At 47.7% G+C, this 16,461-nt stretch carries 9 protein-coding genes; 3 read left to right on the forward strand and 6 right to left on the reverse strand.

All coding sequences use genetic code 11. From position 1 onward, the window contains the following. The first annotated feature begins 28 nt into the window (after positions 1–28). Positions 29–1,141: an alkene reductase gene (locus SPB21_RS16745; protein ID WP_499867203.1), complete on the forward strand. Its 1,113-nt coding sequence runs from the start codon at positions 29–31 to the stop codon at positions 1,139–1,141. Between the two features lie 90 nt (positions 1,142–1,231). On the opposite strand, the gene SPB21_RS16750 is transcribed toward SPB21_RS16745, so the two are convergent. Continuing rightward, the gene (locus SPB21_RS16750; RefSeq protein ID WP_499867204.1) at positions 1,232–1,507 is read right to left on the reverse strand and encodes an HNH endonuclease; all 276 of its coding nucleotides are present in this window, start codon (positions 1,505–1,507) and stop codon (positions 1,232–1,234) included. 260 nt (positions 1,508–1,767) lie between these two features. Between SPB21_RS16750 and SPB21_RS16755 the strand changes: the two genes are divergently transcribed. Next, positions 1,768–7,056: an NB-ARC domain-containing protein gene (locus SPB21_RS16755; RefSeq protein ID WP_499867205.1), complete on the forward strand. Its 5,289-nt coding sequence runs from the start codon at positions 1,768–1,770 to the stop codon at positions 7,054–7,056. A 308-nt stretch (positions 7,057–7,364) separates the two neighbouring features. On the opposite strand, the gene SPB21_RS16760 is transcribed toward SPB21_RS16755, so the two are convergent. Next, positions 7,365–7,505, reverse strand: coding sequence for a hypothetical protein (locus SPB21_RS16760; RefSeq protein WP_499867207.1), 141 nt, complete (start codon positions 7,503–7,505; stop codon positions 7,365–7,367). Between the two features lie 158 nt (positions 7,506–7,663). Then, positions 7,664–8,365, reverse strand: coding sequence for a DUF4079 domain-containing protein (locus SPB21_RS16765; RefSeq protein WP_163668066.1), 702 nt, complete (start codon positions 8,363–8,365; stop codon positions 7,664–7,666). 344 nt (positions 8,366–8,709) lie between these two features. On the opposite strand from SPB21_RS16765, the gene SPB21_RS16770 reads away from it, so the two are divergent. After that, positions 8,710–10,962, forward strand: coding sequence for a glycosyltransferase (locus tag SPB21_RS16770; protein WP_163668064.1), 2,253 nt, complete (start codon positions 8,710–8,712; stop codon positions 10,960–10,962). Between the two features lie 275 nt (positions 10,963–11,237). On the opposite strand, the gene SPB21_RS16775 is transcribed toward SPB21_RS16770, so the two are convergent. From SPB21_RS16775 to SPB21_RS16785, 3 genes are all read right to left on the reverse strand, one after another. Next, complete coding sequence (locus SPB21_RS16775; protein WP_499061682.1) at positions 11,238–12,341, reverse strand: hypothetical protein; 1,104 nt, start codon at positions 12,339–12,341, stop codon at positions 11,238–11,240. A 720-nt stretch (positions 12,342–13,061) separates the two neighbouring features. Further along, positions 13,062–14,660, reverse strand: coding sequence for a glycosyltransferase family 39 protein (locus SPB21_RS16780; protein WP_499867208.1), 1,599 nt, complete (start codon positions 14,658–14,660; stop codon positions 13,062–13,064). A 98-nt stretch (positions 14,661–14,758) separates the two neighbouring features. Then, positions 14,759–16,399 (reverse strand): FAD-binding domain-containing protein, encoded by a 1,641-nt coding sequence (locus SPB21_RS16785; RefSeq protein ID WP_499867209.1) that lies wholly within the window; start codon positions 16,397–16,399, stop codon positions 14,759–14,761. Between the last annotated feature and the right edge of the window lie 62 nt (positions 16,400–16,461).

Below are 16,461 nucleotides of genomic sequence, written 5' to 3' on the forward strand. Positions count from 1 at the left end.
TCGAACTATTGAATAAGGAAAGTTTTTTATGGTTACCGCTACAGCTGACCCAGCATTAGCCGCGCTTTTTCAACCTTTGCAATTGGGCGCGATCGCAATTCCCAACCGCATTATCATGGCTCCGTTAACCCGCGCCCGGTCTGGGGTATCCCGCATCCCCAACGACCTGATGCTGGAATACTACAACCAACGAGCCAGTGCCGGCCTGATTATTTCTGAAGCCACACAAATTTCTGAACAGGCAGCTGGCTGGCAACAATCCCCGGGCATTTACACTGCTGAACAGATCGCCGGTTGGCAAAAGATTACCGAGGCTGTCCATCAGCGAGGTGGCAAGATTGTTCTACAGCTATGGCATACTGGGCGGGCATCTCACCCTGACTTTCAACCCAATGGTGAGTTACCGGTATCTGCTTCGGCCATTGCCCTGGAAGGAGAGATTCATACGCCCCTTGGCAAAAAGCCCTATGTCGCTCCCCGCCCCCTGACGTTAGAAGAGATTCCAGGTGTCGTTGAGCAGTATGTCACAGCCACTCTCAATGCCAAAGCAGCCGGATTTGACGGTGTGGAAATCCATGCAGCCAATGGCTATCTGATCGATCAATTCTTACGAGATGGCTCTAATCAGCGTACTGACACCTATGGCGGTACTGTGGAAAATCGGGCTCGGTTTTTGCTAGAGGTTACAGAAGCGGTGGTGAAAGCATGGAGTTGCGATCGCGTCGGTGTGCGATTGTCACCCTATGTCACCTTCAACGACATGAAAGACAGCGCTCCTCTAACTACGTTTACCTATGTGGCGACAGCTTTGAACCGATTTAATCTAGCTTATCTCCATGTCATAGAAGCTTTGCCGGGCCATTTTATGGCAGCCGCAGACGGCGTTGAACGCATCACCCCCCATCTGCGTCAGGCCTTTAAGGGACCCATCCTTCTGAATGGAGGCTATGACGCAGAAACTGGAGCCGCCGCCCTTCAGAATAATGAAGCAGATGCAATTGCCTACGGCATTCCCTTTATTGCTAACCCTGATTTGGTCGAGCGTTTTAAGCAAGGTGCGCCTCTAAATGAAGCAGATCCGGCTACGTTTTATACCCACGATCGTAAGGGTTATGTAGACTATCCAGCGTTGGCGGCTTAACGGAAGATCAATAATATTAAATCCTGGTTGATAATCTTCAGTATCGCGGGGCTGGCACAAGGCACAGCCCCTACTAAGGCACAGCCCACACTAACGATACGTTCGCACCTTCTTATACGGATCTTGCTTCTGAATCCACCCCAAAAATTTCTCCATTTTCGGATGGGACCTCAATCGGTCCACCGTATTTAAATCTTGGGCTAATTCTTTATTGGTAAACAGGGTGTGAATTTGCTTATGGCATGGGGCACAAATATCTGTCGTTGGTCCTGGGTCTTGCTTTTTTCGCTTAGTCTGTTGACGGGGTACAAGGTGATGCTCCGTTAGTTTTGGGCAATCACGCTGGCAAAGTTCACACTGAGGCATAGAAGAAAACAAGCAGAACTATCCTCCATGGTAGTGTTGACGCGACTGCTATGCTATGAAGCGTGCCCCCTCAAAAAATTTGATAATTTACATCACTAATCCCCTGAATTAGGGCAGCTTACAGCCACAACCTTCCAGGGGTACTTTTTGTGAAATACCCTTGGAATTCAGCTGTGAATGGCTAGACTATGAGCAATCCTAAAAAGTAAGCCTACTGAGCATGCAGGTTACTTAGCCTCACCGCTGATCCTGGACCGTCAATGCGCAAAAAAATCCTAATTCTGGCAGCTAACCCTAAAGATGTCACCCGCCGTCGGTTAGATGAGGAAGCTCGGGATATTCGTAAGGGTCTGGAACGGGCAAAAAAGCGAGATGAGTTTGAAGTTATACAGCGGTGGGCGGTGCAGCCTCGGGATCTACAGCGGGCCATGCTGGACGAGTCACCGCAGATTGTGCATTTTACGGGCCATAGCGGAGGTGATACTGGACTGGTCTTTGAGGACGAGGCGGGGAATGCCCAGCTAGTGACTGGAGATGCTCTGGCTAGGCTATTCAAATTATTCAAACAAGACTGTGAATGTGTTGTCCTGAATGGTTGTTATTCCCTGAATCAGGCGGCAGCAATTGCTGAGCATATTCCCCATGTGATTGGTATGCGTCGGGCGGTGAAGGAGCAGGCAGCGATTGAGTTTGCGGTGGGGTTTTACGATGCTCTAGGTAGTGGACGACCGGTAGAGTTTGCCTTTGAGTTTGGCAAAACAGCGATGGAGCTACAGGGTGCGGGTGATTCAGATATGCCTGTACTGTGGCCGGATGCATTTACGGAGGTGGATGAGCCGGAACTGGCAAGGTCGCAGACTGGGTTGAAGCTGGGGGCTCCGTTTCCTAGGGTGCGGTTACCGGAGAACTATGTGGAGCGCCCGGACGCGATGAAGGCAGTGAAAGACATGCTGCTAGCAGAGGATGAGCGCACGCTGGTGGTGAGTGCGATTTCTGGATTAGGGGGTTTAGGAAAATCGGTCTTAGCGACGGCTTTAGTTCTGGATCAAGAGATACAGGCTCGTTTTTCGGATGGGATTTTGTGGGTCACGTTAGGACAAAACCCTGACCTGTTGACCATGTTGGGGGATTGGATTCGAGAGTTGGATAAGTCGCGGGAGAGTTTTTCTGCAAATACTTTGAATGCAGCTTCCCAGTATCTCGGAAACTTACTCGCTGAGCGGCGGATGTTGCTGGTGGTGGATGATGTATGGAATCCGGCTCATGCTGAATGGTTTCGGGTGGGTGGTCCTAGTTGTCGGGTGTTAGTGACAACCCGGGAAGCGGTCATTTCTGGGGCAGAGCGGTACAGCCTGGATTTGATGACACCACAGGAAGCACTAGACCTGGTTAAGGGAGAACTAGGAGCAAAGTGGACAGCGGAGCTGAAGGAACCGGCGCTGGAATTCGCTCGGATGGTAGGACATCTGCCACTGGCAGTGCGATTGATGGCCGTTCAGGTGGCACGGGGGCGGAAGTGGAAAACACTGAAAAAGGCATTTTTGAAAGCAGCAAAGGGATTGCAAGCACTGGATTATCCAGGTGTTCGGTTAACAGAACTTTCAGAGGAAGAACAGCGAAAGTATAGTTTGCAGGCTTGTTTTCAGGTGAGTTTGGAGCGTCTGAAAAAAGATAGCTTGGAGTATTTTGAGCGATTTGTATGGTTAGGAGTATTACCAGAGGATGTGATATTACAACAGCAGATGGCAACAACACTTTGGAGTGTGGAAGATTGGGAAGCGGAAGAGACTTTATTGACACTGTTTGAGAGATCGTTTTTGACCAGTGGAATTATCACAATTGATGATGAGGCAACATATCGCGTGCATGATTTAATGCATGATATGGCTCGCAGCCTAATTGAACAGGGTAATCTAAATCATTTTAGTCAAAATACAACAATTAAAAATTGTCAGGAGAAATTCTCTCAAAACAGCAAAAAGAATCTTATCTTAGCCCATAGACAGTTGTTGGAACAGTACCGAAATATCAGCCAAAATCAATGTTGGACTAATTTACCTAATGACGGTTACATCCATCGCCATTTAACCTGGCATATGGAACAAGGGAATTGGATTGATGAGAGTCATTTGCTTATCACAATGTCGGATGCTAAAGGCCGGAATGCTTGGTTCGAGGCTTGTGACAGGCTTGGGAAGCCCACAATTTTTGTGGAGGACGTGGCACGAGGATGGCGACTTGCCGAGAAGTTGTACGACCAGGACACAGGCCGATCAATTGAGTTGCAATGCAAGTATGCATTGATTACGACAACGCTTAATAGTCTAGTTGGGAACTTGCCCACTAGTATGATGGCAGAATTTGTTAAACGCGATTATTGGTCAGCGGAACAGGCCTGGGCGTATGTGGAACAGATGCAGGATGAGACAAAAATTGCCTCAGCAATTAAAGCTTTAGCAAATCATTTATATCCATCAAAGATAATATTCCAAATCGCTGTAGATAAGGCACGTAAGCTACAGAATGTATCCAATCGGGCAGATGTGTTGAAAAACTTGACCGCACTCGATAGCTCTTACTTCAATGAAGCATTAAATGTTGTGCATGAGCTACAGAATGAGAATGAACGGGCAGAAGTATTGAAATATTTAGCCACACTTAACGGGGTCGATTGCAATAAATTGTTGAGCGCTGCGCGTGAGCTACGGAATGAGAATGAACGGGCAGAGGTATTGAAAATTTTAGCCACACTTAACGGAGTCGATTGTAATAAATTGTTGAGCGCTGCGCGTGAGCTACGGGACAAGTCCAAGCAAGCAGATATGTTGAGAGACTTAGCCACACTAAATGAGGCTTACTTCGATGAAGCGTTGAGTGCCGCACGTGAGCTACAGGATGAGTATGAACGGGCTTATGTATTGAAGGAATTGGCTACACTCGATGGAGCTTACTTCGATGAAGCGTTGAGTGCCACGCGTAAGATACAGGATGAAGCTAGGCGAGCTAATATGTTGAGAGACTTAGCCACACTCAATGGGGCTTACTTCGATGAAGCGTTGAGTGCCGCGCGTGAGCTACAGGATGAATATAGACGGGCCTACATGTTAAGTGACTTAGCCACACTCAATGGGGCTTACTTCAATGAAGCGTTGAGTGCCGCGCGTGAGCTACAGGATGATTGCAGGCGCGCCTACATGTTGAGTGACTTGGCTATACTTGATGGGGCAGATCTCGATAAATTATTGAACGCTGCGCATGAGCTGCAAGATGACTACAAGCGGGCCGAGATATTGAAGGACTTGGCTACATTTGATGGGGCTTACTTCGATGAAGCGTTGAGCACCGCATGTAATATACAGGATGACTACAAGCGGGCCAAGATATTGAAGGACTTAGCTACACTCGATGGAGCTTACTTCGATGAAGCGTTGAGTGTCGCGTGTAATATACACGATGACTACAGACGGGCTAAGGCAATCAAGGACTTAGCTACACTCGATGGGGCAGATTTCGATAAATTACTGAGCGCTATACTACATAATATATATAACGAAAATAATCGAGCTTATGTATTGAGTACCTTGACTACACTCGATGGGGCTTACTTCGATGAAGCGTTGAGTGCCGCGCGTGAGCTACAGGATGACTACAGTCGAGCCGATGTATTGAGTAAATTAGCCACACTTGACGGAGCAGATTTCGATAAATTGTTGGCAACCGCACGTGAGCTGCAGGATGACTACAGATGGGGCAATGTATTGATTGCTTTAGCTACACTTGACGGTACTTACTTCAATGAAGCGTTGAGCGCTGCGCGCAAGATACAAGATGAATTCCATCGGGGCTATGTGTTGCGTGATCTGGCTACACTTGACGGAGCAGATTTCGACCAATTGTTGAGCGCCGCGCGTGAGCTACAGAATGAGTATAGTCGGACCGAGGTGTTGAAGGATTTAGCCACACTTGACGGAGCAGATTTCGACCAATTGTTGAGCGCTGCGCGTGAGCTACGGAATGAGTATAGTCGGGCAGAGGTGTTGAAGGATTTAGCCACACTTAACGGGGTCGATTGCAATAAATTGTTGAGCGCTGCGCGTGAGCTACGGAATGAGAATGAACGGGCAGAGGTATTGAAAATTTTAGCCACACTTAACGGAGTCGATTGTAATAAATTGTTGAGCGCTGCGCGTGAGCTACGGGACAAGTCCAAGCAAGCAGATATGTTGAGAGACTTAGCCACACTAAATGAGGCTTACTTCGATGAAGCGTTGAGTGCCGCACGTGAGCTACAGGATGAGTATGAACGGGCTTATGTATTGAAGGAATTGGCTACACTCGATGGAGCTTACTTCGATGAAGCGTTGAGTGCCACGCGTAAGATACAAGATGAGTACAGTCGGGCCAATGCATTAAAGGACTTAGCTACACTCGATGGAGCTTACTTCAATGAAGCGTTGAGTGCCACGAATAAGATACAGAATGAGTACAGTCGGGCCGATGTGCTGAAGGATTTAGCCACACTTGACGGAGCAGATTTCGACCAATTGTTGAGCGCTGCGCGTGAGCTACGGAATGAGTATAAGCGTACTGATGTATTGAAGAGCTTGGCTCAATTCGGCAAGGCAGATTTCGATAAATTGTTGAGGACTGCATGTGAGCTGCAGAATGATTCCTATCGGGCTGATGTGTTGAAGGACCTAGCTATAATTGACGGAGCAGATCTCGATAAATTGTTGAGGACTGCGTATGAGTTGCAGAATGAGTCTTACCGAGGCGATGTATTGAAGAACTTAGCCAAACTCGATGGGGCTTATTTCAATGAAGCGTTGAATGCAACGCGTAAGATACAGAATGAATCTAAGCGAGGCGCTGTATTGAGAGACTTAGTCAAACTCGATGGAGCAGATTTCGATAAATTGTTGAGTATCACGCGTGAGCTACAGAATGAGTCCTACCAGGCCAATGTATTAAAGGACTTGGTTACACTCAATGGGGCAGATTTCGATAAGTTGTTGAGCACCACGCGTAAGATACAGGATGAGTCTAAGCAGGTCGATGTGTTGAAGGACTTGGCCAAACTTGATAGCACTTACTTCGCTGAAGCGTTGAGTAACGCGCGCAGGATACAGGATGAGTCTAAGCGAATTGATGTATTGAGGGACTTAGCCAAACTTGATGGGGCAGATTTCGACAAGTTGTTGAGCGCCGCACGTGAGCTACAGAATGAGTCTAGTCAGGCTGATATCTTGGTAGACTTGGCTCACCAAGTTTACCAAAGTTTTCTTCCAAAGATAAAGGATGCAATTAATAACCTGACTCAAAAGCCCATAGCAGCTAGATCTCTCAGTGATTCTCTTACCTGTTTTTCACTCGAAAAATTATCTTATATTGATTGGCAATCATTCCTCCACCTCCTCGCCTCCCGCAAACGCAGCGACCTAATGCAAGACCTCGTCACTCTCTATCCCGCCATCATCCACCTCGGCGGCGAAGAAGCCATGCGCGGCATAGTCGACGCCATGAAAGACGTCTGTAGCCAGTGGAGATAACTCCCACTAGTTCGCCCCAATCAACGTAAACGCAGACCAATCTCTCTTCTTCTTGAGAAATAAAAACAACAGTCGCCTACGGATCACTAGGCAACAACTTGGCAATAGACTCAATCAACAACTCATGTAGCTAAGTCAGTTCCTCTATCGGATCTCTTGACCATAAAAATTGAGGCGTACAACTTAAGCTTGTAGCAGAAAAAGAGGTAAACTTTCGCCCCCTCACACCCATCGCCCGGCGGGAATCCTGAACCAACTCCTTCAGAATAATCTCAGCCAGAGAGCACTGACAAAAACGAATCTGACCATCAATGAAAACAGCGGATAACCGATGAGGAGAATAGGACGAGAAACCAATCATCCGAGAATGCTTGGGCAGGGTGATTAGTGCCCACGGCTAGCACTAGTAAGCCTGCCAACCATCCCAGTCGCCGATTTACTCGTCCCATTCTGTTAGATCAACTTGAGCGCACAAGGGGTTTAACAGACCCATCTAGAGATATTCCCCAGATTGCAGCACACAGCAAACCGTAACTTTATAAAAAAGGACCGTAGCTTCACATATGGCTCGGTAGGGGTGTACTGCTGTGCGCCCCTACTGCCCCCATCATCCACAGGTTTTATTAACAAAGTCACACCCAAACACAAAGGGCTCCTGCCAGCTGAGGGGAATCTCTAACAAATCCCTGGTACCCGTAATTCCCTGGCCAATAAAAAACAACAGGGCAATACAGTTCAAAGCAATATGGACTTTTCGCCAGGTCTTAGATTTATAAATCTCTGGCAAAATTGCTAACGAAATGATCATCAGCGTCGCCGCAATCATGCCGTAGTAATAGTGAGACACTTGCCACTCATAGGTGCGACGAAACACGCCATCCTGACTACCCAAAATCCATAGGCCTGCAGTGGTCAGGGCAGCAAACAGACCACGCCAGAGCTTTTGTGGAGCTGTTGCCCGGTATAAACACACTAATGAGCCTATGGTGAACAAAAACATGATCGCGATAAATATCACTGTGCCCTGGGGCACTGGGCTATCTGTCGCCGCTTTCTTAACGATGTTCTTGATGATTGGATGCCCTACTCCAACTAAGGTTAGACCCACAACAGCCCCCGTTAGCCACTTGCCTAAATTGACATGCTCTTTACCGACTACGGGTGGAATTTTGGATTTTTCTTTTGCCTGCACTGCTAGACGACGCTGCCGAGTCTGAAGTGCAAAATAGGACACCATACCAATAAGCGGGAATACCACACTTACCGCCAGTATCGGATGCATGAGTCTAAGCCAATCGTTGATGGTCATCGTTCTCTCACTTGCTGGTTAATGTCTGCTGGATAACAACTAGTATTTTGCAATAGTTCAGGAAAACTACTATGCCGGATTTCTGAATTTCAGGACCACTGTAAACGGACTAGAAACCCGCTGCATGATGAAACTAAAAATAGTAGCTGATGACTAGCTGAAAAGTTTAAAGATGACAATTCACTGAGCTCTCAGCAAATTTTCAGCCCAGTATGCAACTTATTGAACAGTTGGGGCAACACCTATATGTGTAAGTTGAGCGTGGCATACATCCAAATTCGTGCCGTATTCGTAACCTTACATAGACTTAATTCTATTAATGCGTATTACTCGTGGAAGAATCCATGGTTCGGATCAGTAAACCAGCCTTGCAACGACCGCTTTCTATTTCTAACGCGACGGTAGTGATGGTAGCCGTAGTTGCGATCGCTCTCGCCATGGCCTTTGCATGGTTTACAGGCGAGGGGAAAATCAGCCGGATTTTTGCCCAGCTTAATTTGTTACAGCAATCTCCACCCATGTGGCTAGAGGCCCCCATGGTGGCAGGCCACTATTTAATTTTTCCAACGGTCGCCCTGTTTTTGTTTGCAGTGGCGATCACTCGAATTTCACCCCAACCCAAACCCTGGTCACGCACCCTGGTGGTGGCTGTCTTGCTCATCTTGGTAATTCGCTATGTGTCGTGGCGCAGCCTGTCTACCTTAAATTTTGATGATCCCCTCAATGGTCTGGCTAGCACGGTGCTGTTTGCCATGGAAATGCTGGGATTGCTAGTGAGCATTATCCAACTGGTGCTGCTGCTGCGGGTGCGAGACCGCCATGCCCAGGCGGATCAAGTGCAGCAGGCGGTAATGGATCAGACATTTCTGCCATCGGTGGCGGTGTTTATTCCCACCTATGATGAGCCGGAGTTTATTTTGCGGCGCACCATCATTGGCTGCCAGGCGATGGATTACCCAAATAAAAAAGTCTATCTGCTGGATGATACACGGCGGCCTGAGATTCAGGCCTTGGCGGCTAAGCTAGGCTGCGAATATCGGACTCGTCCCAATAATCTCCATGCTAAGGCGGGGAATTTGAATAGTGCGATCGCAAACACCGACAGCGACTTAATCGCCTCCTTTGATGCCGATTTTGTCCCTACCCGCAACTTTCTCCTGCGCACGGTTGGTTTTTTCCAAGATCCAACCGTAGCTTTGGCACAAACTCCCCAGAGTTTTTATAACCCTGATCCCATCGCCCGTAACCTGGGTCTAGAAGATATTCTCACGCCTGAAGAGGAAGTATTTTATCGGCAAATCCAACCGATGCGAGACGGCGTAGGCAGTGTCGTCTGCTCTGGTACATCTTTTGTTGCCCGACGCAACGCCCTGGAAGCAGCCGGAGGATTTGTCACCGATTCTCTAAGCGAAGACTACTTTACGGCAGTTCGTCTGGCCTCCAAGGGTCACAAAATTATTTACCTGGATGAGAAGCTAAGTGCCGGTCTAGCGGCTGAGAATATTACAGCCCACGCAATTCAGAGGCTACGCTGGGCTCGGGGTACACTGCAATCTTTCTTTATTGAAACGAATCCACTGACAATTCCAGGATTAAAGCTGATCCAACGCCTGGGGCACTTGGAAGGCATTTTGCACTGGTTTACCAGCATATCCAGGATTATTTTCTTAATTGCACCCCTATTTTATGCATTCGGTGTGATTCCCATTCGTTCCACCCCCGAAGAAATTATCTATTTCTTCTTACCCTACTACTTTGTGCAGATCACCGTTTTTTCCTGGCTAAACCACCATTCGCGTTCCGCCATTCTTTCGGATGTCTATTCGCTAGTGCTAGCATTTCCTCTGGCAGCAACGGTCATTCAGGCACTGCTGTCACCCTTTGGCACAGGGTTTAAGGTCACTCCCAAGGGCACATCCAGTCAAAGCTTTCGATTTAACTGGAGTCTAGCCTGGCCTCTAATGCTCATGTTTGTGCTGACGGCCTGTAGCATCTGGTTAAATTTGGGAGAATGTTTGGCACGCGGCAACTGGGCATTGGAAGTAACGCCTGAGGCTGTAGCCCATTTACGGGGTCTTGGCATCGGCTGGATCTGGAGCTTGTACAACCTGATGATGCTGGGTGCGGCTTTGCTGGTGTTGCTAGATGTTCCTCGCCCTAACCCTTACGATTGGTTTGATCTGCGTCGGGTGGTGCGTCTACAAATTGGCGATCGCATCTGGTGGGGCACCACAACAGCTATTTCAGAAATTGGAGCTCAGATTACCCTTACTCAGCGAGGATTACCCCAATTGGCACCTGGGGAAACTCGACCAGTACAACTCTCCATTAGCGAAGACCTGATTTCTCTACGCGGGGTATTAACCAGTGTGAGCAATGATGGGGAATTTCCCTGCGTTAACGTGCAGTTCCAAAATGTCACCCTACCCGAAACTCGCAAAATGGTTGAGCTTTTGTATTGTCGTCCCGGTCAGTGGAAACGTTGGAATACACCAGGTGAGCTGCAATCCCTCTGGATTTTAATCAAAACGCTCTTCCGACCACGGGTACTCACAGGTGACATCCGAGTTAAAGCAATGACTGTAGCCAAAGGATAAATCAGCACTAAATGGGTATCACGTAAGTCGGGAAATTTTGGCTAGTCATCGCAGGGCATGGCTTCGATGGTGAGCGGTTCGGCTGAGCTCACCGTCGAAGCCTCAGCCGACCCCCACAAGGGAGTGCCCCAACAGGATTGTCCATTGTTAATCAGGTTTAAGACATCCGAATTCGTATTACTTCCGAGTACTATCCTTAGGAACAGGCCCCACTCAAAACTAAGCACCAGGAACTAAGCACCGAGAACTAAGAGCACCAAGAACTGAAACCAGCATCACCTAAACAGTGGATAACGCAGCGCGCTGATAGGTGTAACATCCACAGCACTACTATCGATAAATGCATTGATCATATTGGATGCAAATGGGCTCACCAAACTAAGTTCATGGGGCTCTAAACAACTCAGCAGCTTATCTATTAGCAGCTTTGTTCCTTGCATTGTCATTTCCCAAGAAATGCCGATTTGACCATATACTACCCGACACAGAGGTACCAACTCCTCTACAATTACTTTTGAATTGCTCTGCAAAAAGCTAAGCCATAGATAGACCTGAAACATGTTGAAATCCCGCAGCGAAGAATGCCTCACATCGGGATTATCCAGGCGACCTCTACGGCCACAATAATAGGGAAAGTCCTGACTCCATGGTGTATACGTTGCCCTGGAAATGTCAGAAATCATGGGCAACATGCGTTCAACCACCCCAAACACAGGTCCGCCTACCCTATGGTTTCCTGCGGCAACACATAGCCTGCGCCATGGCACAGCAATGTGGTCCTCTAAAAAGTGAAGGTAAGGACTCATCAAAGCTTGCTCTACCGGGTCTAAATCTTGCAATAGCAACGTATTCGTCAAGTTTATCTGTGTTGTCATAAACCCCAAATTCTTCCCACCATCTGAGCGAATGCTCTGAGCCCCAAACCGATCGAGAAGCGGCTCTAAAATACACGACAGTTCATTCAGATTAGGAACCTTAAAAAGTTGGCCCAAACGATCTAATGGAAAATGCTCTAATTCCCACTCTGAGACCGTTAGTACAGCTGGATAGGCTTGATAAAACTCCAGCAATTGCCGGTAAACACAGCTCGCTAGTCTAGCCAGGCTTGTAATCTCCTGCAAGTCTAAGTCATCAAACTGGACATAGAAGTCTTTAGCTCTGACCGCAGCAAGCTTGCATGACTCCACAACCCTTTGGTCATTTAGTTTTTCCGATACTTTTCTACAGCCCGGTGCTTGCAATGATTGATATATCTCTCCAATAATCAAAGATCTTGCACTGGCTTCTAACGCAGAAAAATCAGGGCGATAACGTGCGGCCCAAACATCACCTAAATGGCTAACTGTTTCTACCTGGGAGCGATGAGAGCTATTTAGCATATTAGATAATCTTTGCTACGTAGAATGATTCCTCAGATACCTCACTCAGACTATTGAGCGTTAGCTCAATTAGAAGATAGTTCTATCTCTCATTGTTGCTATGCATCAACTGTCAGCAAAACAATTCATCTTGAGGATAAGATAAAACAGCTTGCTATTACCTTCTATTCAAAGTAATCTACTTAATCCCTATAAGCAGTGCTTTTCACCAAAAGTTAGTAGAATTTTTGCCATCTCTTTATCAAATTCAAGGCATACAAATCAAGAATTATTGTTCCAATTCAAACAACCTTTAAAGAGCTATTTAAACACAGCATCTATCCTTTTATTTGTTCCAAAAAGAAGCTTTAAAAGCTACTCGGCATAAGTAATCCCCAATCCGAATTCATTGATACCGGGCACCGGAACTGCACTGGGCACCGGACACTGCACCGGGCACCGGACACTATCAGGCAGGATTTCGCATCAGCACCGAGTAGCTTTATTTAGGCACTAGAGGATCGACGCTAGAAGATCTAAGGGGAACATTTATTGAGTTAGACCATCTACACAGTAGGTATCGATCGATATGAATACTCTCTGGTGGTGTCAGTGATTAGAGAATTGCCATTCCTGTTTTTGAAGCAGCTAAGACTCAACTCTTATTTGAAACCTCACATTCTCTTATCTAAAAGATTTTTATTTTCATAGCTACGGTTTGAGAATAAAGTAGCCACAAAACTATTCTAGTCGCCACAAAGGATAGTCTCCTCCAGCTAGTACGGGAGAACGGCCAGTTTTAGATGCGATCGCATCTAACAATTCCCCGGTTGCATAGGGAACAAAATAATCACTATATCCTGCTGGAATGTCAGGTAGCTGACCAGGTTTAAACAAAACAAAGTCAGTTTCAGGCGTCACTGCATAACTCAATGAAATCATGCTGCCTAACCCCGTCGATCCCAATTCAGCAATTACCAAGGGTTTTGTAGTTTGCCGAATAACCTCTCCCATCACATTACCGTGATAATTAATATTCTTATTCCACCAGGTAAAGGATGCTGCACTGAGGGTGTTAGAGACTAATCCCATAACCAACAACAGGACTAAAATACCCTGCCCCCAAAGCCGATATAGTCCCCGGTCAGACAACATCAGCTGTCGTAACCAACCTGCCAATATTAACGTCACCATCAGCAAGGATGGCATAAAGTATCGGGTACTGATAGATAACTGCCCACCATTAATCAAATCAGGCAAAATCAACCCTAAAGCAGGCACCATCAGGGTCATTATGCAGAAGGCCATTGTAGGGGGCGGAGTCACCAACAGCAACTGCCATAGAGCCATCAACAACAATGCCAACACAATAGGGGGCACCCAGTAAGTGTACGAATGTTCCAGCGGCAACCCCAGATCAATCACGGTTGAGCTGAGATGCAGTCCCCACAATTTGATTAGCTGGCCTAACGGTTGTCGAAACGAGGTCCATTCAGTTGCTGACTCTAACTTGGCCCTGTTACTCAATATGACCAATAGCCAAGGAATAAAGGCTAAAAATGCTCCACCAAGAGCGATCGCAAACCGTTGCCAATGTTGTCGTGAACCACTGATCAACACATACAAGCTGTGGGCTACTATCACCAAAATACTCAACAGCGTCGTGTATAACATCAATGCAACACTGAGACCGTAAAACCCCCACGGACGTACAACCGTTGCCAAGGAAGAACGGACCACGATAGCACTGCTGGAGTATCGGCCAGAAGAACGCATTGCTCTGATTAAAAAGCCGTTGGCCACCAAAATCAAACAAGCCCACAGACTATATTCTCGAGCCTCTTGAGCGTAGAGTAGCTGTACGGGTGACAGCGCCATAAGACAGGTGGCAATTAGGCCAGCCCAGTGATCTTGCCAAAGTTGCTGACAAAGCCAGTAGGTTAACGGCAATAAGGCTAAACCAAATACAATAGCCAATGCTCGAAACGATGTTATGGAAGGTGATAAAACTCCTACCCACAAGCGTTCTAACAGATAAAACAAGGGTGGATGTTCTGGGTGGCTGACCAGAGCAGACCAGGTATCGCCCCAACGTCTGGGCTGAGGAAATTGCTGCAGTTCCTGTAGCTCAGATGCTGATATTACAGGCGCTTGAGTCACTTGCTTTTCAAGCGCTTTGCCTGAATGGCCTAATACTCGAATTGTTGTGTATACTTCGTCATGCCAGTAAACTTTGTGGGCGGCATTAGTGCAGCGCAATGTAATGCCCACCAACAGACAGACAACCAACAAAATCTGCAATCGCCTTTTAATGACTGCAATTGAACGAGAACTAACCACGGCTTAGGTTTGCAATTAATTGCAACCATCAGTTGTTAAGTTATCAAGCATACGCTACTTTCCTGGCGCTCGCAGCTATATAAGCACTGTAGCTAGATCTAGAGTAGGCGTAGCTGTTGTAAATCCGGCGAATCCGACGATTTTTGTTTGCGTTTTTTAGGGGGTGTAATGTTCCCATGGGCGACAAACCATGTACGTAAATCACTACACTGCTGAGCGTCCAAATTGTCTAACTCTAGTGCGGTCGGGAACAGGTTGGGGGCCTCAGTAGCGGCCCAATCTGTCTCACTAGGGTAGCGTTCAACGCCAAAAGGCATCACATTTTTGGGCATACGCCCTAAATAGGGCACAACATTATCGCTGTGTAAGAATTTTTCCCGTTGTTGTTCTAATTGTTGTACACGGCGAGATCTCGTTTGCCGATAGTCCAAAATTGGCTCTGGATATCCCTTGGTGGGCGGCGGTGTCCCTAGCTGTTCTGGGGGTAAGTGGGCCAGTTCTGGCACCCAGTGCTTAATAAACAGCCCTTCTGGATCACAGCGGTCAACGGCCACCTGCTGAGGGTTATAAATACGCGTCCAGGTCTTATCCACACAGTGGGTCACGCCCGACTGCATAGCCCACTGATAATGGTCAATCGGGCAGTCACCATCAATTAGGTGACGCATAAAGTGCAACGCTCCATAACGCCAGTCCATGCCCAGCAGATTGCTGAGAAAACTGGAATAAATAGCCCGCGATCGAAAATTGAGGGATAAATACCCACCAGTGGCCTGCAAACAGCGCGCCGCCGCATCCACCATGGGAAATCCGGTCTGCCCATGCTGCCAAGCCTGGTAAAGGTCCTCGTCGAAGTCCCAGCCGTCGTCGTCAAAAATTTTGTATAGCGATCGCAGCTCCAATTGAGGCAGATAGCGAAAACGCTGGGTAAACCCATTTCCCCAACGCAATCGAGAAATCAGCTGATGGTAGCTACGTTGAATACGGCGGTCACCCCGGTCATCAGCCCGTTGAATAGTCTGTACACACTCCCGGACAGAAATTACCCCAAACTTGATATGCGGGCTTAGCCCCGTTGTAATTTCCGCACTGGGGTAAGACAGTTGCCAATAGTAGCGATCGGCTTTCTCGGCTAAAAACTGCTGTAGTTGCCGTCGCGCTGCCTGAGTACTGCCTATGGGAATCGGCTTATCATCCAAACTATGCCCCAGCTGTTCTAGATCAGGCAGCTCATCACTGACCACTTCAGCAGGCACCTCTACCCAAGATGGCGCAGGCACCAATGGCATTGCCATCTCTTGGTACCACCATTGACGGTACCGAGGATAGGCCATCAACTCTGACCGGCTAGCAGGTGGTTCAAACCAGCGAATTTTCATCTGCTGAGCGGCTAGCACTCTATGGAGATTGGCATCGCGAACTCGACCATAGATGCGCTCACAGTCGGTATAGCTATAAATGCCCTCAGCCTGAGTTTCCCTAATCAGACGGGGCAACACATCCACTGGGTTACCACTACGCAAAATTAAGCGCCCCCCAAGATGGCGCAAATCCTGATGCAGATGACGCAAACAGTCCACCATAAAAGCGACTCGAGCAGCCCCCGTTTCTGGATGCGTTAGCAACGCACGATCAAACACAAACACCGGTATGACTGCGCCACGACGTGCGGCTCGATAAAGGGGCTCATGGTCATATATCCGCAGGTCACGACGAAACCACACTAGCGTCCGATTCATCAGCGCCTCCTAGCCCAGCAGATTACATCCATACCTTTGGTGCTCGCTATAATTCGCTGCCT

The organism is Leptothoe sp. ISB3NOV94-8A (assembly GCF_043421595.1).
GTDB classification, from domain to species: domain Bacteria; phylum Cyanobacteriota; class Cyanobacteriia; order Phormidesmidales; family Phormidesmidaceae; genus Leptothoe; species Leptothoe turfae.

What these genes read in the sequence shown, in the direction of transcription:
- SPB21_RS16745 (WP_499867203.1), top strand. Translation starts at nt 29, where the DNA reads ATGGTTACCGCTACAGCTGACCCAGCATTAGCCGCGCTTTTTCAACCT.
- SPB21_RS16750 (WP_499867204.1), bottom strand. Translation starts at nt 1,507, where the DNA reads ATGCCTCAGTGTGAACTTTGCCAGCGTGATTGCCCAAAACTAACGGAG.
- SPB21_RS16755 (WP_499867205.1), top strand. Translation starts at nt 1,768, where the DNA reads ATGCGCAAAAAAATCCTAATTCTGGCAGCTAACCCTAAAGATGTCACC.
- SPB21_RS16760 (WP_499867207.1), bottom strand. Translation starts at nt 7,505, where the DNA reads ATGGGACGAGTAAATCGGCGACTGGGATGGTTGGCAGGCTTACTAGTG.
- SPB21_RS16765 (WP_163668066.1), bottom strand. Translation starts at nt 8,365, where the DNA reads ATGACCATCAACGATTGGCTTAGACTCATGCATCCGATACTGGCGGTA.
- SPB21_RS16770 (WP_163668064.1), top strand. Translation starts at nt 8,710, where the DNA reads ATGGTTCGGATCAGTAAACCAGCCTTGCAACGACCGCTTTCTATTTCT.
- SPB21_RS16775 (WP_499061682.1), bottom strand. Translation starts at nt 12,341, where the DNA reads ATGCTAAATAGCTCTCATCGCTCCCAGGTAGAAACAGTTAGCCATTTA.
- SPB21_RS16785 (WP_499867209.1), bottom strand. Translation starts at nt 16,399, where the DNA reads ATGAATCGGACGCTAGTGTGGTTTCGTCGTGACCTGCGGATATATGAC.